The 21,925-nt window shown below is 41.8% G+C and carries 12 protein-coding genes; 3 read left to right on the forward strand and 9 right to left on the reverse strand.

Features of this window, described 5'->3' with window-relative positions:
- Nucleotides 1–30: 30 nt before the first annotated feature.
- Both V5739_RS06930 and V5739_RS06935 read left to right on the forward strand, forming a co-directional pair.
- Complete coding sequence (locus V5739_RS06930; protein ID WP_423820452.1) at nucleotides 31–1,371, forward strand: deoxyguanosinetriphosphate triphosphohydrolase; 1,341 nt, start codon at nucleotides 31–33, stop codon at nucleotides 1,369–1,371.
- 55 nt (nucleotides 1,372–1,426) lie between these two features.
- Nucleotides 1,427–4,264, forward strand: a complete 2,838-nt coding sequence (locus V5739_RS06935; protein WP_423820162.1) for a T9SS type A sorting domain-containing protein — start codon at nucleotides 1,427–1,429, stop codon at nucleotides 4,262–4,264.
- On the opposite strand, the gene V5739_RS06940 is transcribed toward V5739_RS06935, so the two are convergent.
- On the reverse strand, nucleotides 4,261–5,229 hold the full coding sequence (locus V5739_RS06940; RefSeq protein ID WP_266069702.1) for a DUF3078 domain-containing protein: 969 nt from the start codon (nucleotides 5,227–5,229) through the stop codon (nucleotides 4,261–4,263). The genes V5739_RS06935 and V5739_RS06940 overlap by 4 nt on opposite strands.
- Nucleotides 5,229–7,016 (reverse strand): 1-deoxy-D-xylulose-5-phosphate synthase, encoded by a 1,788-nt coding sequence (dxs, locus tag V5739_RS06945; protein ID WP_423820163.1) that lies wholly within the window; start codon nucleotides 7,014–7,016, stop codon nucleotides 5,229–5,231. Before dxs ends, V5739_RS06940 begins: the two co-directional genes overlap by 1 nt.
- Before the next feature lie 38 nt (nucleotides 7,017–7,054).
- Between dxs and V5739_RS06950 the strand changes: the two genes are divergently transcribed.
- Nucleotides 7,055–7,504, forward strand: coding sequence for a nucleoside deaminase (locus V5739_RS06950; RefSeq protein ID WP_266069704.1), 450 nt, complete (start codon nucleotides 7,055–7,057; stop codon nucleotides 7,502–7,504).
- Between the two features lie 681 nt (nucleotides 7,505–8,185).
- Here V5739_RS06950 and V5739_RS06955 read toward each other — a convergent pair.
- The 7 genes from V5739_RS06955 to V5739_RS06985 form a co-directional block, all read right to left on the reverse strand.
- Entirely contained in the window at nucleotides 8,186–9,055 is an 870-nt protein-coding gene (locus V5739_RS06955; protein ID WP_423820164.1) for a glycoside hydrolase family 16 protein, read from the reverse strand.
- 59 nt (nucleotides 9,056–9,114) lie between these two features.
- A complete protein-coding gene (gene bglX, locus V5739_RS06960) occupies nucleotides 9,115–11,388 on the reverse strand; it encodes a beta-glucosidase BglX (protein ID WP_423820165.1) in 2,274 nt (757 codons plus the stop codon).
- Between the two features lie 85 nt (nucleotides 11,389–11,473).
- Nucleotides 11,474–12,586 carry a glycoside hydrolase family 16 protein gene (locus V5739_RS06965; RefSeq protein ID WP_423820166.1) on the reverse strand — a complete coding sequence of 371 codons (1,113 nt, stop codon included), beginning with the start codon at nucleotides 12,584–12,586 and terminating at the stop codon, nucleotides 11,474–11,476.
- A gap of 155 nt (nucleotides 12,587–12,741) precedes the next feature.
- Nucleotides 12,742–13,581, reverse strand: coding sequence for a hypothetical protein (locus V5739_RS06970; RefSeq protein WP_266069709.1), 840 nt, complete (start codon nucleotides 13,579–13,581; stop codon nucleotides 12,742–12,744).
- A 30-nt stretch (nucleotides 13,582–13,611) separates the two neighbouring features.
- On the reverse strand, nucleotides 13,612–15,321 hold the full coding sequence (locus V5739_RS06975; RefSeq protein ID WP_423820167.1) for a RagB/SusD family nutrient uptake outer membrane protein: 1,710 nt from the start codon (nucleotides 15,319–15,321) through the stop codon (nucleotides 13,612–13,614).
- Nucleotides 15,322–15,338: 17 nt separating this feature from the next.
- On the reverse strand, nucleotides 15,339–18,548 hold the full coding sequence (locus tag V5739_RS06980; protein WP_423820168.1) for a SusC/RagA family TonB-linked outer membrane protein: 3,210 nt from the start codon (nucleotides 18,546–18,548) through the stop codon (nucleotides 15,339–15,341).
- Between the two features lie 362 nt (nucleotides 18,549–18,910).
- On the reverse strand, nucleotides 18,911–21,643 hold the full coding sequence (locus tag V5739_RS06985; protein ID WP_423820169.1) for a triple tyrosine motif-containing protein: 2,733 nt from the start codon (nucleotides 21,641–21,643) through the stop codon (nucleotides 18,911–18,913).
- Nucleotides 21,644–21,925 lie beyond the last annotated feature (282 nt).

Consider the following 21,925-nt stretch of genomic DNA (forward strand, 5'->3'; position numbering starts at 1 on the left):
TTTGAAGCTTACTGAAATAAATATCAAATGATGAACTGGGAGCAGCTGCTTTCGCTTAGAAAAGCAGGAGACACGAATAAAAGATTAAGAAAAGAACAAAATGCGACCCGCTTAGGATTTGAAGTTGATTACGACCGCATCATATTTTCTTCGGCTTTTAGAAGTTTACAGGATAAAACGCAGGTAATCCCGCTTTCCAAGACAGATTTTGTACATACACGCCTTACACACAGCCTTGAAGTTTCGGTAGTAGGGCGTTCTTTGGGCCGGCTGGCGGGGCAAAAGATCCTGGAGAAACATCCGCAGCTGGAAAAGACCCACGGCTACCAAATGAACGATTTTGGAGCCATTGTTGCCGCTGCCGCCCTGGCTCACGATATTGGGAATCCGCCATTTGGACATTCGGGGGAGAAAGCAATTGGAGAATATTTCAGTAATGGCAATGGAAAAAGGTTTAAGGAGCAACTAACGGCTGAAGAATTTCAGGATCTCACGAAATTTGAAGGTAATGCCAATGGCTTTAAGATCTTAACGGAAGACAAACCTGGTATACCTGGAGGCATCAGGCTTTCTTATGCTACTTTAGGAGCTTTTATAAAATATCCGAAGGAATCTCTTCCGTATAAACCCACCGCACGCATAGCCGATAAGAAGTTCGGAATATTTCAGTCTGAAAAAGCCTTTTTTGAAGAGGTAGCCAATGAACTGGGACTTATTTCCACCGGCAGCGGCAAAAACCTGAGCTACTGCCGCCATCCTCTCGCTTTTCTTGTTGAAGCGGCCGATGATATTTGCTACACGATCATTGATTTTGAAGACGGCATCAACCTGGGGCTTATTCAGGAGGAATATGCGCTCGAATATCTTATTAATCTGGTGAAAGATTCGATCATCACCAAAAAATACCACAACCTGCAAACCCGTGCCGACAGGCTGAGTTATCTCAGGGCCCTGGCCATAAATACGCTACTCACCGAGGCTGTTGAAATCTTTATGGCCAACGAAGATGCCATTCTAAAAGGGGAATTTCACGAAGCCCTTTTTGACAGGAGTAAATACGAAGCCCAGATTAGCGATATTATCAAAATAAGTATTGATAAAATTTACCAGAGTGAAGAAGTTATAAGCAAGGAAATTGCCGGTTACCAAATGCTTTCTCACCTGCTGGACACCTACACCACTGCTCTATTGCCCGAAAACGGGAAGCAGACAAATTATAACAAACTGGTGCTGAAATTAATCCCCGAAGCACATCATTTTGAAGATCTTGAGGTGTATGATAAGCTCATCAAAATTTGCAGTTATATTTCTTCGCTTACAGACAGTAAAATTGTGTCGTTGTTCAAAAAATTCAAAGGGCTTAAAATTTAATTTTTTGTATTTTGCAGAATAGCTTTCTTCGGAAGACATTTACCTTTATCCCCTTATGAATAAACGATTACTTTTTGTACTTCCGGTCGTTCTATTTGCTGCCGTTTTTGGACTTTACCTGAGTTGTGAGAACAATGCACCTTCTGAAATTTCGGAATTAAGACAAAGACATGAGCATTTTTTGAAGCAGAACAAGCCCACCAAGGACAAGGGGTTTTCACGCCTCGAAAAAATAAAAAAAGGCCTGCCTCCAAAGAAATATTATGAGGAAATGGAGTATCTCACCATGAATCCTGCTTTGGGATATCCTGAACCTCATAAAGTAAGGGATTTGCACGAGCAGCTTCAAAAACAGCGGCAAAGCAGGAGTTACATCAAAGCTCCCGGAGATAGTGAGCAGCACCCATGGGTCTCTCGCGGCCCCAACAATGTGGGAGGCCGTACAAGAGTATTATTATTTGACCCAAATGATGCCTCGGGCAACCGGGTGTTTGCCGGTGCAATAAGCGGCGGCCTGTGGGTCAATAACAATATCACCCGTGAATCTTCTCCCTGGGAACAGGTAGAAGGCTTGCCCGCAAATTTGAATATATCGTGCCTTACGGTCGACCCACGGAATTCTGATATCTGGTATGCAGGTACAGGAGAACAATATACCGGCGGGGACGTAGTGGGAACGGGCGTTTACAAAACCACAGATGGGGGCCAGACCTGGAATAAAGTTCTGGATGTAGAAGATTTTTCAGAATCGGGAAGCGGCACAAACATTCGGGCAATTGGGGGCGTCTATTACATCAATGACATAGAAGCCTGGGATAATGGCAGCAGCACCGAAGTCTTTATTGGGGTCTCGACTCACTTGTATGCCAACGCTCAAAATCCGCAGAATTTACTCGGCTTTTTTGAAAGAGGCCTGTACCAAAGTAAAGACGAAGGCGCTTCCTGGAACAAGGTTCTTGAAGAGGAATCTTTTAATGACTTTGAAACAGATGCGGCAGGGAATGCCTGGGTTTCCACAACCTATTCTCCGGGCGTGGAGAATTCTTTTGGCGGAAAGATCTTCAGGCGTGAAAAAGGTGCAAATACGAGCTGGTCTCTGGTGACCACCATTCCCAATGTTTATCGCACCGAGATAGAAGCTTCAGCCTTAAACCCTGATAAATCTTATATTCTTGCTGAAGACCAGTTTGAAGAAGCGTCGCTTTGGATTACGACGAACGCTTTTCAGAATATTACACGGCTGAATGAACCCAATGATGCCGATCTTGATATTCCTCCAGATGATTTTGCAAGAGGCCAGGCTTTTTATAATCTTATGATAGAATCTGATCCTACCAACGATGATATTGTCTATGTTGGTGGAATAGACCTCTTCAGGTCCACTACCGGTGGTAATTCATGGGAACAGATCTCTAAATGGTCAGATAATGATAATCTTGATGAATTACCTGTTTCCGAAGTCCATGCAGACCATCATGTGATGAGGTTTAAGCCCGGTAATACCAATCAGGCGATCTTTGGACATGACGGCGGGGTTTCGTTTGCCAGCGATCTTTCAGCAGCAAGCACTTCAAAAGTATTCATCACCCCCGAGACCGACTATATCACCACACAATTTTATTCTGTTGCCGTGGCACCAACTTCTTTTGCAACGGGCGACTACTTTTTGGGAGGCACCCAGGATAACGGAACCCTGCTGATTGAAAGAGGAAACCCCACTTCTATAGGAATATTGGGTGGCGATGGCGCTCATTCCTTTTTTGACCAGGTAGACACCGAATACCTCATAGCCAATTTGGTGTACAACGACCTTATTATTCTTTACAATTACGACAAAGATGGTTTTGCGCTTATTGCCAATAATGAGAACAGGGACGGATTTTTCATAAACCCGCAGGCCCTTGATTCCAATTTGGATATCCTGTTCTCAAACGGACCTGAAGGCGTACTCTACAGGTATGATAACCTCACTCAACTTCCGCTTTTAGGTGATGATGGCATTCAGCAAAATTCACCCATCGCGCCAAAAGTTTCTCTCAAAAATGCCCTTTTAGACAGTTCTATAAGTGCCCTCACCGTTTCCCCTTTTTCAACCCAAAGCAGCACGGTACTTCTGGGGCTTACCAATTCCAAACTCCTTAAAGTTGAAAATGCGCATGGCACTCCTGAAAATGCTACGTGGAAGAAGATCACCGGTACAGAATTCTTAGGAAGTATTTCGGATGTGGAATACGGTGAAACCCAGGACGAAATCTACGTTACCTTTTATAATTACGGGGTAAAGAGCATATGGCACACCTCTAACGCCAATGCCACAAATCCTACCTGGACAAGTAAAGAAGGAAACCTGCCTGACCTGCCCGTACTTTCCATTCTTCCCAACCCGCTTAACAAAGACGAGGTAATTGTGGGAACAGAACTCGGAGTTTGGACTACCGAAAATTTCACCAGCAGCCAGCCTGTATGGGTGCAATCATACAATGGGATGAGTGATGTAAAGGTCACCGACTTAGATCTCAAAAAAGGCAATAATGTAGTCTATGCTGCTTCTTACGGACGCGGCATCTTCTCTGGTCAATTTAAAACAGCTAAAGAAGAAGCAGAAGAACGCGGGGAAATGGTAGTTGAAGAGAACGTGATTATGGTCTATCCAACTATTTCTGGCGGAAATTATCAGATTGTATCGGGTGAGGATATAGAAGACATGCAGGCCTTGATTTACAACATTCAGGGAAAACTGATACAGGTTGTGAAGACACCGCTTGAAGCAAATGAACCCGTTGATGTGAATATTGTCACTGAAGCTCCCGGAGTTTACCTATTCAAGATCACGGGTGCCGGAAAAACCGAAGTTCAGAAGGTGATAAAACTAAAAGACCTGGATCAATCTTAAAAAGAATACACTATTCCCACGCCCAATAGCTGCTTAAACTGAACCTTGGGGCCGCCGGTTTCCAACGTACCATCTCCATCAAGATCCTGCTTAAACTTCACATCATCATCATACTTGAGATGTGAGCCTACGTTGGCTTTAACGTAATCATTCACCTGCAGGTCAAGATTGAGCTCCCAGTCAACATCAATATTTCCAAATTGGTTGAGATAATCTGAGTACAGCCGCAAACTATTACTGAGATCAATATTGTCAAAAATCTTTTTTGAAAAGGCGCTGCTCACCAGGAATCCCAGCTGGGTTCTCACCTTTTCCCCTTCGTCAATAATATTTCCCTCTTCGTCCTTAACAGCCGGCGAAACCCCGAACATACCTTCATTTGCCAATCGCTGGTCCAATACAAAAGTCGACTTTTGGGTCACCGGGGAGATATACACGGTGAGATCTTCTTTTGGAGAGGAATATTCACTTCCTACCCCCACAAAGGCATAACCCGGGGCCATAAATTTGGAAATTGGGGTCTCGGTGTTGGGATATCTATACCCGAAAGAGAGCTGGGTGTTAAAAGTAAATTTAGCCGAATAATACCAATTGGAAACCGAATCGCGCCGGTACCCGAAATTGGAGTTGATCTCGAGGTTATCTTCTGTCTTTCGAAGCTCCCTGCCTTCCTGCGCATTAAACCCGTATTTTACTGCAAGGGTCGAATTCCAGTTTAAAAGTTCTTTCTGGTATTTTCTTCCGAAGAGACCGTGGAGTAAGGCAGAAAAAGAATTGTTTCCCCCCGAATTCCAGTTAATAAAGGCTACTTCATTCAGGTTGACCCCTACTTTGTTGGTCTTTTTCCAGTAATTGATCTTTTCATTTACCACTGTAGTTGTATCAACAGCTGTGGTATCTCTTTCGGTACCATAGCCAAGGGCGGCAAATAATAAAAACGTGAGGCAAATGAGGGACTTGTGCATTATTTTAATTTTCTAAGCATTGAGTTAAGACACGCCTTAATACTTTCAACGTCAATTTTTGATTTTTCTTGTAATTCTTCCACTTTTCCGTGGTCTGTAAATTTATCGGGCAATCCCAGGGCGGTAATTGGGAGGTGATAATTGTGCTGCTGGGCAAACTCCATCACAGCCGATCCTGCCCCGCCTTTTATTACCCCGTCTTCTACAGTAACCAGCATTTTATAGCCAGTCATGATCTCATGCAGCAGCCCTTCATCCAAAGGTTTAATAAACCGCATATCGAAGTGGCCAATTGTTTCAGGTTGTCCCAGTTCTTCCAGCGCCTTTTCGGCATTCTTCCCTATAGTGCCAAAAGTAAGCACCGCAATAGCACTTCCCTCCTTCAGTTTTCTACCTTTTCCAAAGCTAATCTCCTCAAATGGCAACTGCCAGTCTTCAACAAAAGCTCTGCCTCTGGGATATCGTATGGCCAGAGGATGTTTTAATTTTCCGGTTTGGGCAGTGTACAACATGTTTCTAAGGTCTACTTCATCAAGAGGCGCAAAGATGATCATATTAGGAATGCAGCGCAAATAAGCAATATCAAAACTTCCATGATGAGTAGCGCCATCTTCCCCCACGAGTCCGGCCCTGTCGAGACAAAAGATCACCGGCAAATCCTGAAGTGCCACATCATGAATCACCTGATCGTAAGCCCGCTGAAGGAAAGTGGAGTAGATAGCACAAAAAACCACAAAGCCCTGTGTTGCCATCCCGGCGGCAAGAGTCACGGCATGTTGCTCGGCAATTCCCACGTCAAAAGCGCGATCGGGGAAAGCCTGCATCATGTACTTAAGTGAACTACCTGTTGGCATGGCAGGTGTGATCCCAATGATCTTCTCGTTCTTTTCGGCCAGTTCAACCAGGCTCAGCCCAAAAACATCCTGGAACTTTAACGGTAAATTCTCGGTGTTATAGGGAAGTAACTCCCCTGTTTCGGGAAGAAATTTACCCGGGGCGTGGTATTTCACCTGGTCTTCTTCGGCTTTTTTAAGACCTTTCCCTTTTGTGGTGATCACATGTAGAAACTTGGGGCCTTTTATCTTCTTAAGCGCTTCAAGGGTTTCTAAAAGACTCTCCAGATCATGCCCGTCTACCGGGCCAAAATATTTAAAGTTCAGCGCCTCGACCATATTATCCTGCTTCGGCTTGTAGCCCACCCGCGCTTTTGTAAGATAATTCTTTAAAGCACCTACACTGGGATCAATTCCAATGGCGTTGTCATTGAGAATGATCAAAAGATTGGCGTTTGTGACCCCGGCGTGGTTCAATCCTTCAAAAGCCATCCCGCTGGCGATAGAGGCATCTCCTATTACGGCAATATGTTGTTTTTCACTGTCTCCCTTCAAAGCCGAAGCCAGCGCCATACCCAATGCAGCCGAGATCGAGGTAGATGAATGCCCTACCCCAAAAGTGTCATATTCGCTCTCGCTTCTTTTGGGAAAACCACTGATTCCGTCTAGCTGTCGGTTTGTATGAAAATTCTCTCTTCTGCCGGTAATGATCTTATGCCCATAAGCCTGGTGCCCCACATCCCATACCAGCAGGTCTTTTGGTTTATCAAATATGTAATGTAAGGCGATAGTAAGCTCTACCACTCCAAGACTGGCGCCCAAATGCCCTTCTTTGGAAGCAACGATCTCAATAATGAATTTCCGCAATTCTGCTGCCAGCTGCGGAAGCTTTTCAGGAGCAATTTTCCGAAGATCTACAGGAGAAGTAACAGTATCGAGAATAGTTTTTGCCATAAAAAACAAAGGTACATTTTGAAATTGTATTTTTGAATATGCAATTAATTTTTGACGACGTTTATTTTATGCGGAAGGCCCTTGAAGAGGCACAGCAGGCTTACGAAAAAGGGGAGATCCCGGTAGGTGTTGTGATTGTGGCTCAACAGAGGATCATTGCCCGCGGACACAATCTCACCGAACTGCTGAATGATGTCACAGCCCATGCCGAAATGCAGGCTATCACCTCGGCTGCGAACTTCCTTGGCGGAAAATACCTGCTGGATTGTACCATGTACGTGACTTTGGAGCCGTGCCAAATGTGTGCCGGAGCCCTTTACTGGAGCCAGATCTCCAATTTGGTGTTTGCTGCCTCAGATCCTGAAAGGGGCTACAGAAGAATGGGAGGAAAACTTCACCCAAAAACGAAGGTCAAAAATGGCATTTTAGAAGAGGAAGCTTCGCAACTCCTGAAGCGGTTTTTTATTGAAAGAAGGAATTTGAATTAAAAAATTCATGTTCTCTTCTGTTGCGAAATATGGAATTGGATTTTTTAATATAGAATTCCTGTAAATGTAACTTCTGAAATATTCCCTACGGAATTTAATATCCCTGGTTACATTCGACCCCTTCGGGGTCGTGAATGCAATCATTTATTCTATAAATGTTGGATCCCTTCGGGATCCTTTGGAAGCTGAAGCTTCCTGGGAAAGACTCGCTTATGCTCGTCAGTACAAAATTAGCAGTGCTAAGCATAATTAAAATTCAATTTTTTGAACCATACATGGGGTTGAAGAAAATCCTGAAGGATTTTTGACATTTTTTCAATCAAAAGAATCCCGAAGGGATTCCATATTTATTGATGATGAGCATAGACCTTTCGACCCCGACGGGGTCGTACCAACATCACAGTAGGGCCGGTATACAGTGAAATAATAAATTCAAGAACATTTGCAATCGTATTTCAGAATTTTGGATGTCCATATACCTTAATAAATAATGGGTCTATCTCTCCTGAATCTGAAGTTCAGTTTCTCCTGGGCAAGATAACGGAGAATTTTCAGGGAAACACATTTTGAGATTTTACATTATGAATGATGCGGCGTTCGCTTATTTATTTATGCCCGTAAATAAGAAATCCTCTTCAAAAATGACATTTTTGAAGAGGATTTCCGGCTAATTCAACCTGCTTACTTCGTAATTAAAACCCAATCAACCAGCACTTCGGCTTCACCGGATTTTATCAATTCTACGGTTGATGCGGGCAGACCGTTGTAAGGTCTTTCCACTCCATTGGTCTTGTAGGGATATGCACCACCCAGAGCTAAATTCAGAATAAGATATTTTGGGTTGTCAAAAGCCCATTTTCCATAATGTTCTACCATGGGTTTTGTCACCCTATAGATCAACCTGCCATCCACCCTAAAATAAAAACCTTCAGGCGTCCAGTCTACCGAATAAACATGCCAATCGGTGACATCTTCTCCTTCAGGAAAAAAATACTTGTTCACCAAGGGTGTTTCCCCCGAATAACCGGGACCATGAAGGGCAACTCCAATCCAATCTGTTTCGCCCACGTATTCCATGATGTCAATCTCCCCGGTTTCGGGCCAGTTGCCTCCGCCAAGGGCCCAGAAAGCCGGCCAGTAGCCTGCGCCTTTGGGTAACTTCATTCTCGCAGCAGCAGTACCGTAAGTGAACATGACCTTATCCTGGGTATTGATCCTTCCGGAGATAAAATCAAAATCATTACCCTTGTAATTGATATAATTGGGACTGTAATGGGCTTTGAGAACCAGTGCATCTTCCACTCCCCCTGTCTTTTCGCCTTTTACGGTGAAAACAGTGGCCGAAGAATCAATATAGATCTGCTGCTCATTGTTCACCCAAAAATCGGTTCCCTGCACATTCCATTTTTGGCGATCGAGCGTGTTTTCAGAAAAAGTATCAAAGAACAACGTGTCTTTTTTAGCTTTCACCTCTACATGCTGTGCAAAAAGGTTTCCGCCAGCAGAGATCATTATCCCCAGCAGAATATTTTTAAAATTTTTCCTGTACATATCTTGTAGCGTATTTAAAAAAGGGGTTCCAAAAATGTCATTTTAGAGACCCCTTTTTGTTAATTCAATCGGAAGCTTTCGGTTTTAAGATCTATGGAATTTCCTCCTATCATTACCTGGAATTCTCCAGGTTCTGCAGCCCATTCTTTATTGACATTGTAAAATTTCAGCAATTCGTTTGAAATGGTAAAGCTCACCTGTTTTGTTTCTCCCGGTTGCAGTTCCACAAGCTCAAATCCTTTCAACTCTTTAACCGGTCTGGTGGTACTGGCCACCATATCTCTCAAATACAGCTGCACTACCTCTTTCCCGGCTTTTTTGCCCGTGTTGGTAACAGGCACAGTAACCGTTAATGACTCCTGCGGATTCATTTCTTCTGAAGAAAGCGTCAAATCGCCATATTCAAAAGTGGTGTAACTAAGGCCGTAACCAAAGGGATATAGTGCCGTCTTCTCTTCATCGGTATAAGCTGAATAGGTGACATCGGAAGGATTACTGGGTCTACCTGTATTCTTCTGGTTGTAATAAAGCGGCTCCTGGCCCACAGCTCTCGGGAAGGACACCGGAAGTTTTGCTGAAGGATTGTATCTTCCGAAGAGCACATCGGCAATAGCGTTCCCACTTTCGGTACCAAGCTGCCATGCAACTACAATTGCAGGAATATTCTCTGCAGCCCATGAAATTTCTAAAGGCCTGCCGTTTTGAAGTACCAGCACCACATTTTTATTCACCTTGTAAATTTCGTGCATAAGTTCCTGCTGCACCCCAGCCAGGCCAATCTCCACCTGACTTCTACCTTCGCCGCTTTGAAACGCATCTTCACCAAGGGCAAGGATCACCAAATCTGCCTTTTTTGCGGCATCAATAGCAGCTTTGAATCCGTATTTGTCGGTAGTATTGATCTTTAAAGGCTTCAGGAAGGTGCGTTCTCCCATACCGAGATCGGCTCCCTTGGCATAGGTGACCTTCACATTATTACCCACAGCACTTTTTAAACCTTCGAGGATAGAAACTGCGGAATTTGCTTCTCCCTGAGCTCTCCAGTTACCAATGGGCGTGTCTTTATCATCTGCCAATGGACCTATAACAGCGATATTCTTTACTGAAGAGGCTATAGGCAACAGGTTTTTGTCATTTTTGAGGAGTACAATTGACTTTTTTGCCACATCCCTTGCCACAGCTCTATGCTCTTTCAGGTTGAGCTGTTGGGCCATTTGAGGGTTAGAATAGCGGTAAGGATCTTCGAAAAGCCCCAGTTTGAATTTCACCCGAAGAATTCTTTTTACAGCATCATCAATTAGTGCTTCATCAACTTCTCCGGAGTTAACCAGTTGGACAAGTCCGGTTTCATAGGCACCGCCTTCCATGTCCATATCACTTCCGGCTTTTACAGCGATTTCGGCGGCATGAGTAAGATCTTCAGCAAAGCCATGGTTTATCATTTCGGCAATAGAACCCCAGTCTGAAACTATGAATCCGTCCCAATCCCAATCTTCCTTAAGAATGTCTCTTTGAAGCATTTTACTTCCGGTTGCGGGGGTGCCGTCAAGATCATTAAAAGAGTTCATGAAAGTAGCAACCCCTGCAGCTGCAGCAGCTTTAAACGGAGGTAAAATGGTATTGTGGAGTTCGTTTTCACCCACGTGAACCGTGTTGTAATCACGGCCTGCTTCAGCAAAACCATATCCGGCAAAGTGCTTGGCAGTGGCCGCTATAGTTGCAGGATTGGAAAGATCTTCACCCTGATAGCCCCTAATCTTTGCTTCGGCCACACGGGAAGTTAGAAAGGGATCTTCTCCGGAACCTTCCATAATGCGCCCCCAGCGGGCATCGCGGGAAATGTCTATCATAGGTGCAAAAGTCCAATTGACGCCATCGGCCGCTGCTTCGAGAGCAGAGATGCGTGCGGTTTCTTCCATCGCCTTTAGGTCCCAACTTGCAGTTTCTCCTAGCGGAACAGGAAAAATAGTTTTATACCCATGGATCACATCATAACCAAACATAAGTGGAATCTTGATCCTGGAATTCTCCATGACCAGCTTTTGGGCTTCCCAGGTGGCTTCTACAGAAAGTACGTTGAGCATGGAACCTACAAGGCCCTTTTTTAGCTGTTCTTCCCGGTACTGGTTTTGATTTCCACTTGCAGGGCCGGTAAGGTCCCAGGTGCCGCTGTATTGTACCATTTGCCCAACTTTTTCTTCAAGGGTCATGATGGAAACAATAGAATCAACTTTCTTTTCTACATTTTCGATAGAACTTTTGATAGTTGTATTTTGAGATGTGGCTGTTAATATTGGAAACAAACAGGCCAGAAGTAGTAATTGCTTTTTCATTTTAGTAATCTTAAGTATGAACATTCTTAGATGGGGACTTATCTGTGATATAATATTTTGTTATTTGTAAAACTTATTTGTTCTTTTAGTTTTGATACACCCTCACGTAATCAACTTCCATAGTTGATGAATCAAAGTCGGGGTCGATTGAGAACCAACTTCCACCCATAGCAACATTTAATATCAAAAACTGACTTGCATTAAAGGGCCAGGTATCACTGTTTTTGTTTGCCGGTTTGTAGGTATAATGAATATTCCCATTAACTGAAAAGACAATTTCATAGTTATCCCATTCCACCGCATAAACGTGGAATGCCGTGGAAACATCTTCAATTTTTTGACTTCCGTGGTTAACTGTGTTTCCTGAACTAGAAGGGGTGTGTAGGGCGCTTTGAACGGTCGCATGATTATGCCCCCAATGTTCCATGATGTCTATCTCACCACAAGCAGGCCATCCCACTGTTGAAATATTTGAACCCAACATCCATATTGCTGGCCAGGTACCTTCCCCTTTTGGCAGTTTTGCCTTAACTTCAACTCTGCCATAAGTAAAATCAAATTTACCCTGTGTTAACAGGCGAGCCGAAGTATATTTTGATCCCTGATATTCTTCTTTTTTGGCAGTGATTTTTAGTACACCTCCATCTACTTTTACATTTTCTGATCTTTTGGTGTAGTATTGTTTCTCTCCGTTTCCCCAGCCGTTACTTCCTGTACCTATATCATAGCCCCACTTTGTTTCGTCTGGATTTCCATCTATATCAAATTCATCAGAGAAAACAAGCTTATCAAACGCCGGACGCTGAACGAGAATTTCTATTTTCTTTGAGAGGGAAGCAAAATCGTTTGTTTTAGAGTAAGCATAAACATAGACTGTGTAACTGTTCGTCTCCCGTTTTGTATAAGTGTATTCTACAGTCCCGGTTGTATTTGTGACAACATCTCCATTTCCAAACTTAAATTCATATCTTATCGCATCTGTAGCTTTTGCTACACACTTGATTACACCCGATCCATCTCCAAGCGGATTATCTTCATTAGCTCCAACTATTGTGACATCAAGCGTAAGATTGGAAGGAATAATTTCTACTACCTCAGGCGTTCGCGAATCAACATCATCATTACTTTTAGAACAAGATAATAGTAGTCCTAACCCTATAAAAATTATAGGATTGCAGTATTTAAAAAAAATTCTCATAATAGACTGGAATAGATCCTTTTGATTAAAAAGAGGGCAAGTTTGCCCTCTTTTTAATCATGACCTTTATAAAGGAAAAGGACATTATTTAAAACAGGCAGCAGTTTTTGTTTTAGTAGACTCTATTTATTATAAACTGCTAACATTTTATTTCATCATTCGCCTGCAGCATCTGAATCACCAGAGTCTTCAGATCCCTCAGGTTTAAACACCCAGGTCCAACCAGAATCACCTGCGGCGGTGAGTGGCTGATACAGAACCAACTCATCTTCGGTTAAAGAGACTATCTCATAAACACCTGCAGGATTACCCCTACCTTGTTCATCACCTAAAATTTTACTATCATTAATAATCAATTTTTGGTTCGCAACATCAAGAATAAAGCTACCTAATTGCCCTTCGGCGGTTTCATCTGCATAGTAAGTGAAATTAGCTGCCCCATCTAAATCAAATTTCATTTTCCCAGCAGCATCAACGGGAGGGCAGCAGGTTCCTGCAGCGTTCCACCAAGCAGTCCAGGCACCACCTTTACTATTAGGAGGAGACATAAACCACCAAAGTCCACCATCGGGTTCCGGACCTCCATCAAAAACCCAGGTTTTACCGGCTGCTGTTTCCTCACTAACAAGATCATACCAATCCTGGTCTAATCTGTGATCAAGAGTGTCTATCTGAATATCAATTGTTTTTGTAAAAAATTCTTTTCCCAAAGTTCCTACATAAGTAAAGGTAGATGTTCCGGGAATAGGATAGATAACTGTCGTCTCATGGGTAAGAGCTTTCCCCAGGTTATAGTTCCAATATCCGGTAACACCGGGTGTCACCATTTCTAATGTAATTTTATTACCTCCCGTAGTACTTTGAGAAGCTACTAATTCTACACCTTCAACACTGGCCGTGTTATGCAACTCTTGTTCATCTACTTCTGGTTCGCACCCCGAGAATAACAGAACAAAAGCAGCAATAAACAGAATGCCTATTTTATTAATTTTCATCTCTTTATATTTTAATATTTATAATGTATTCTACCAACCCGGATTTTGTTCATAAACACCATTAGATAATCTAATTTCAGTTTCTGGTATTGGAACCAAACCTTTGGTTTCAGGTCTATAGTTAACCTGATAAGTAGCAGGTGTTCCCGAATTGTTTACGTTGAGGGTATAATTAAATGCTGACTCAACATCTCCCCATCGTACTAGATCAAACCAACGAAGACCTTCAAAGGCAAATTCGTGCAAACGTTCTTGTTTTAAAGCTTCTAAAGAGTAACCTACTGGATCCAATCCTGCTCTGGCACGCACCGCATTCATTCCTTCTGCAGTACCAGTGATTTCGGAATGCATCAATAACACATCAGCATAACGCATGAAGATAAAATCCTGCGCATGCATTAATTGATAATCTGCGTTACCCCAATTATACAATTGCACAAACATCCCCTGTACAGTACCTTCCTCATTTGGATACTGTAAAGCTGTATATTTCTTATTGTACAATCCAGTTCCATGCTCTTGATTACCAGGAGCAGACCAACCTTCGGTTCCCTGATCAGGATTTCCTACTTCCAAAATAGAACCTACTTTTCTTGGGTCATCATCATCCCAATTGCTCCACAACTGTGGGTTTACAGTCATCCAGCCCCAACCTTCTCCAAAAGGAACTAAAGACTGGCCACGTATAGAACCATATAGGGTTAACCTGTTTGTATATATATTCCCATTATCCCATCCCCAGTCACCAAAGGAAAATCTTTGTGCAAACATAGTCTCATAATTTCCTGTACCAAAAGTTGGGTTAGCTCCATCCTGACCTACCCACTCCAAATTCTCTTCTGCAGCCCAGGGCAAAACAGGTGCTCCTGCAGCTATATTTACATAGGAGTATGGCCAAAGGTTTCTGAAATCTGAAGCCAATGCATAGCCACTGTTATTGATAACATCTTCTAAATAAGCAGCGACCTCTGAAGCACCCAAAGATCCTCCATCAACTAAAGGCAATTCATTAGTTGAGGTTTCGTTCATGTGGGTCATATATCCTGTATAAAATAAATATACACGGCCCATATAAGCTTCTGCAACCCATTTATTTGCATGTCCATAACTGGCTGTAGGAATAGTTGGGAAAGGAGTATCAGGTAAAGTTTCAATAGCCATCTTCAGATCAGAAGCTATTTGTGCAAAAGTTTCTGTATACCCCGCTCTCGGCAGATCTTTAGGGCCTACAATAGTAGTTATTAGAGGTACACCACCAAAGAATTTTGCCAATCTAAAATAGTAGAATGCCCTCATAAAATAGGCTTCCCCTATTGCTTGATTTTTGAATTGCTGCGCTTCCTCGGGGCTACTAAAAAATGAAGAAAAATCGGCATCAACTGTTTTTTCAATAATAGCATTGGTTCTTGCAATACCATTGTAAGATTGAACCCAGGTATCGCGATAAGTGTCTTCTGCAGGGTCAATAAAATTATCAATCCTTTTAGCCGCTGCATCATCTGGACCACCCCCGCCTAACATCATATCAGACATTAGGTTTGCTGCAATTGGTTCACTACCCTCTGGGGTAACAACATATAATGCATTGTAAACACCGGCCATAGCCTCCTCAATATCGGTAGGAGTGCTATAATAAGTCTCCAAACTTTTTCCGTAGATATTATCTGTATCCAAATAATCCTCACACCCCACAGCCATAAGCAGGGTTGAGAGAACAATAAAATATTTTATTTTTTTCATAATTCTATTTTTTAAAATTAAAAGTCAACACCCAAACCAAACATTACTGTTCTTGCCTGTGGATACAATCCAAGATCTATACCTGAAGCCCAACTGGCATCATGCCCAAACCTTACCTCTGGATCCATTCCGTCATAACTTGTGAACGTGTATAAGTTATTTACTGAAACATATGCATTAAGGTTTTTTATCGCCATAGATTCAAACATATTCCCGAAATCATATCCTACAGTTAAGTTATTAATTCTTAAATAATCTGCATCATGCATGAAGATATCAGAAATAAACTGAGTATTTCTGTTTGAAGTATAACTTAGTCGTGGAAGTGTATTCGAAGTACCTTCACCATGCCAACGGTCAAAAATAGAGGTTGTATAGTTCTGAGTAAATTGATCGGAAAAAGAACGATATGATTGCATTACCTGCATTCCAAATTTTCCTGAAAGAGTGGCATTGGCGTAAATTCCTTTATACTCTACATTTAATTGAATACCTGCTTCAAAATCTGGATTAGGATCTCCCAGGAAGGTCTTATCCTGCTCATCAATTACACCGTCCTGGTTTTGATCTACAAAACGGACATCACCCGGGCGCTGATCATTAAAATAAGGATCGCCATTGGGGCCAACATAGGCATCAACTTCATCCTGGTTTTGTAAAATTCCATCGGCCTGGTATCCATAGAATACACCTATTGGTTGCCCCACCTGAACTCTCGAAATAGATGAAGTTCCCTGTGATAGAACATGGCTTGGACCGTGAATTATACCTTCTGCATTGGCTATTCTTGTAACTTCATTTTTATTATGTGTACTAGTCAAAGTAACACCATAATTGAAATCACCAAAACTATCATTCCAGTTTATAACGAGTTCAATACCTGAGTTTTGAATATCACCTCCATTAATAAATGGTGCAGCTGCTCCAGAAGTTCCTTGAATAGGTGCTTCTAAGAGCCAGTCTTTGGTAGTTTTTTTATACCAATCAAAAGTTAAACCAAGTCTCGAATTAAACATTCGGGCATCTAAACCAAAGTTTAACTGTTCTGAAGTTTCCCAGGTAACATCAGGATTTGTAACTCTTTCTGGATAAGCTGTTACACCTGAAACTGGTTTTGTGTCCCCAAAGAAATATCCCGGGAAGACATATGCAATTTGTGAGGAGTAAATGAAATTAGGGATTGACTGGTTTCCGTTTTGTCCCCAACTCGCTCTTAGTTTTGCAAAATTAATAACGTCTGAAGTATCTGTCATAAAATCTTCTTCTGTCAATACCCAACCTGCAGATACTGAAGGGAAAGTTCCCCACCTGTTACCTTCTGCAAAGTTTGAAGATCCATCAACACGTACTGTTGCATTAAAAAGATACTTTTCTCTATAATTGTATTGGGCTCTAGCCATGTAAGACATTAAACCACCTCCACCGGCAGCCCAGTCTGCAGCCCAGGCATTTATATCGCTGATACTTTCCGGGTTCTTAGTGTTATTTACATAAGCGTATTTAGGATTTCCGGGAAATAAAAGATTGTTCCTTGACCCTCCTACTTCATTATTGATCTGGTTTTGAAGTAATTCTGTACCAACTAAAGCATTTAATTCATGATCACCTATACGAAAATCGTATGACAGAGTATTTGACCATGTCCAGTCATTCCCAAAGTACTGACTTTGTTCAGCACCATCCACCTCATCCTGATAAAGCACACCTAAATGATAAGTAGGATTCATTGATCTATTATGCCCAAACCACGCATTAGTACCATAAGATGATCTAAATTTCAAATCCATTATTGGTTCTATCTCTAAAAATACATTCCCGGTAATATTATTCCCCTTTCCGTAGTTATAATTATGACGATAATACATGACGGCTAAAGGATTGGTTTGATTAGTACTTATACCGTCTAAGGTTGGTGTAAAACCAAATTCATTGATATTATTATCAATTGCCGGCTGCCAGTATGCAGGCATTAAAGGATTTTGAACCAGGGCATTGTGCAAATCGTTATAATAAATATTCCCGGCTGCGACACTTCTGTTTTCTGTGTTGGTATAAGTAAAGTTTTCACCTATTGTAATAATAGCGTGATCAGCATTCTTTTTTAACACCATTTCAGTATTCAATCTTGCTGTAAATCTTTTGAATCCTGCATCGGTAATATTACCACCTATCATACCTTCCTGGTTTAAATATGAAGCTCCTATAGAATAGATGATATCCTCGCTACCTCCGGTTATGTTTATTGCGTGGCTCCTAACAGGTGCATCTTCCTGTGTCATTTCATCTATCCAGTTGGTTCCTTCCCAACCGTTTTGAAGGTTATCCCAAATTTCCTGACCTAACTGTGTTCCCAGCCCAGGGTAATTTTTCTCTAACCAACTATTATTTTGAAGAAGGGCTTGCCAGTTAGTTGGTGCCAGTCCATCATTAACCCGTCCTTCATCCATAATGTACATATACTCCTGCGCATTTAAAGGATCTAAATTTTTGTATATGTTCTGAATACCATAATAGGTGTCGTAACTAATTTGTGCAGCTCTGTTTCTGCGTCCTTTTACAGTAGTTACCAAAACAACACCGTTTGCTGCCCGTGACCCATAAATGGCCGCTGATGCCGCATCTTTTAACACATTTATAGATCCGATATCTGAAGGGTTCAAATAATCTATATTACCTACAGCAACACCATCAACTATGTACAAAGGATCTGAATTTCCTATAGTTCCCAAACCACGAATCGTGATCCTTGTTCCGGCTCCTGGAGCCCCACTATTCCTTGTTACACTAACCCCTGCAACGACACCCTGAAGTGCTTCCATGGCCGTACCGGGATTAAGAGCAGCAATATCTTCTCCTTCAACATTACTGGTGGCCCCTGTGACTAATGCACTCTTTTGGGTACCATAACCTACCACCACAACTTCATCCAAAGCTGCAGCATCTAGCATTAAAGTAATTAGAACTTCGTTCGCATCTCCTACAATTACTTCTTGTGTCTCATAACCAACATAAGAAATAAGCAGAACGTCACCCCGGGCTGCTTCAATAGAAAAGTTTCCGTCAAAATCGGTGAGTGTACCAGTGGAGGTCCCCTCAATAATAACATTGGCCCCAGGTAAAGGGATACCCGACTCATCAACCACAGTACCGGTTATTACCTCCGTTTGGGCCCAGACAGAACCTACCACGAAAAGAAATAACATCATTAAGTAATTTTTGATTTTCATTGATTGTTAATTTTAGTTGTTAGTGCATTTTAAAAATCTGGAGAAAAATGTAATTCCAAATCGAAATCGATTTCGGATTATGATAATCTGAATCTCCATAGCTCTCAATTATGACAGCATCAAAAAAAGACTTGTTAAAGTTATGTTACTAATTTATTAAGAAAAGAATAATAAAAACATAAAGTGCCTTTACAAAAAACCTACAACCTTAAAAAGATCAATGTATAGATGCGAAAACAATAGAGAAAATCACGGTTGAAACAGAAAAACCTTAAATTACGGATAGGCACAAAAGAAAAGAAAATCAGGATTTTGTCAAAAATGTAGAGGTGTTGTAGAGGTAATTAATGATCATGTTAAGGCTATAAATTCATAATATAGTCTGTTAAATTCGTCGCGCGCGGCAAATCCATCTTCTTCCTCAAACGATATCGCTTAATCTCTACACTCTTTACTGAAATATTTACCAGGGGTGCAATTTCTTTAGAAGAAAGGTTTAATCGCAAATAAGCACAAAGTCGAAGATCATTGGAAGTTAACTCGGGGTGTTTGCTTTTAATCTTATCAAAAAATTCTTTATCTGCATTTTTAAAAGCTTCCTTGAACATCTTCCAGTTATCTTCTTCCCTCAACTCCCGATCAATTGTTCTTATCACCTTTTTCACTTGTGGATTGTCGGCTTCCTTAAGATCGGCTTTTAGGGAGGAAAGAAGTTCATTCTTCTTTATAATAGACATAGTAGAAGCTGCCAGCTGACTGTTCTTTTCCTGCATGTCCTTTTCTAAATGCTCTTTTTGCAGCCTTATGATCTCCTGTTCTGCCTCAAGATTCTTCAACTTGAGGTTCCTCTCCCTTTCTTCTATGATCTTTTTATGTCTCCGGTTATAAGTGTAGTGAATCACCACCAGCCCAAGAATAAAAAGCAACAGGTAAACAACAACGGCTAAATTGCTGTAAAACCAGGGTTTCGCAATAGTGAATTTATAGCTAAGGGTTTGAGTATCCCGGTCATTTATCCTTCCTTTTACCTCAAAGGTGTAGCTCCCTGCCGGGAGATTTTCAAAACTGGCAATACCACTTTGGTCCCACTGCGACCAGGCAGAGGAATAATTGAGAAGGCGATAACTGTATTCGGCCCTGGATAAGCTCTGGTACGCCGGAATGCTATAGACAAACCGAATGTTATTTACCTCGCTTTCCAGTTCCAGTTTACTATCCCCCAACTGCTGATAAGTGAAATTCTCTCTTTTGGAAGACGTGCTAACCGCATTAAGCATGAGCTCTCCCGATGGTATGTTGTCTACAGGCAGGGAAAATTCTATGTAACCTCCGTTAGATCCTACCAGGTAGCGGTTTTTACCTATCAATGAAATATTTTCAAACCCCTTGGTAATAATCCTGTTTTCTAATGGCAGGGGAACTTTTTGGGCAACAAGTTTTTGTTCAAAGGGATCCCTGTTTACGTAATACAGGTTGTCTTCTCCAAAAGTCCACCAGCTACCGTCGTCCAGTACCCGGGAAGCTCCACTTATTCTGTTGGTTGTACTACTAATTCTATTAAGATCGTTTTCTGAAGTAAATTCATTCAAATCGTTTTTATACTTGTAAACCGAATCTTCTGTAGAAAAGTAAATTTGGTTTTCAAACCTGAAAATTTGAGGTCCGAGACCTGATTTTCCCGAAATCCCAAAATTTTCCATAGCCTCAACTTCCGAATAAGCCTTATTGAGTTTCACACGAAAGATACCTCTATGAAAATGGCTCATCCACAAGGTTGAGTCGTTCTCTATTATCATGTGCTGCACAGAAAGGTCAAAGTCATCTAAATAATCTGCTTCTTCATTTAGAGCATTATCTTCAAAGTAACTTAAGCCGTTGTAGTGCCCCTGAATAATTCCTGCACCAATTTCTCCCATGGTCCAGGTTCCAAGCCCGTCCCATATGTGTATTGCCCTTGTTCCTTCAATTCTGAAAGTTCCCCGGTCATGGCCGGCATAAAGCTGACCATCCAGATAATTTAAGCTCCATACCTGCCCTGTAGTACCCGGGATTAGCTGATATGCTTCATTAGAGTTAGCATTTTTATAGTACAGCCCCTGATTGGTTCCCAGGTACATGATACCATCAACTTCCACACTGCAATAGACGGTACCTATCTTTCCAAAAGTATCAACGAAAATCCGGAAAGGGCTCTGCTTATTAATTACTGCAATCCCGTTATCCAATCCGCCCCAAACATTACCTTCTTCATCTTCCATAACAGCCAATATGGTATTATTCAGAAGAGAGGGTTGAGACAAGTGGTATTCCAACTTTCCTTCAAGATTGAGAATATACAGTCCATCGCCAATACTACCCAAAGCTAAAGAGCCATCCTGGAGGTACAGCGCTGAAAAGAAGCTTTCGGAAATTGGATAACCTTCTACCGGAAATGCTTCCAAGGAATTGTCAGAAATAACAAATAGCCCATCATCACGCGTTACTGAAAGAATTTTATCGCCAACGTATGGAAACAGGGCAATAATCGATTTATTCCTGATGGTTTCATTGTCTACCAAATTCCTCCCAATTCCATCTTCAACAACAAAAAGCCCTTTTTCGGCAACCTGGTAATATATTTTATCCTGCACCTTAAAAAGGTTCGAAATATTATCTTCGGTAACTATGCCCATTACCTTTCTCGTTTCCTTGTTATAGCTGTACAGGCGTTGGTGACTTTGAAAAATCACATGATTCCCAACTTCCTTTATATCCCAAAACAGTTCACCATCCATCAATTCCCCTCCAACAGCATCTTTAAGAGAGTGATACTTAAGTCTTCCGTTTTCCTGTTGTTGCCAGTACCCAAATTCCATATAAGCCCCGGTATAAATGTTGCGAGACGAGGCCAGCACCGAGCGTACGGCTGTCTCTCCGGGAACTTTGTATAAGTTCCAGTGCTCTCCGTCAAACTGGAGTAATCCGGCGTTATTGGCTACATATATCTTTTTATCTGGCCCCTGGGAGATCATCCAGTTTTGGTTCCCGCCACCATATTCCCCTGGCGAATAATTGGTGATAGGTGGTAATTCCTGCCCCTTTACTATCAGACTCAAAAAAAGGAGGATCAGGAGATGGAAATTAGTTTTCACAAGAAGTCGCGGGTTCATTCAAACAAATATAACCTCATTTTGGGTCTAAGGAAATTTTTAGAGCTCATTTTAAAGGCTCTACATCGCCCTCTACAGTTTTAGTCTGGGACACGTTGTTATTTATCCTCCAGACATTAATTCAGCTCTTACTGTTCCTGTACTTCAACCCTTCCTAAAGAAAAATTGTTTTTTAAAAAGGTAAGGTGAATTTGTCATTTTTGAGACCTGGAGGTTAAGAATTCTTTT

It is taken from the genome of Salinimicrobium sp. TIG7-5_MAKvit (genome assembly GCF_049569215.1).
In the GTDB taxonomy this organism is placed as follows: domain Bacteria; phylum Bacteroidota; class Bacteroidia; order Flavobacteriales; family Flavobacteriaceae; genus Salinimicrobium; species Salinimicrobium profundisediminis.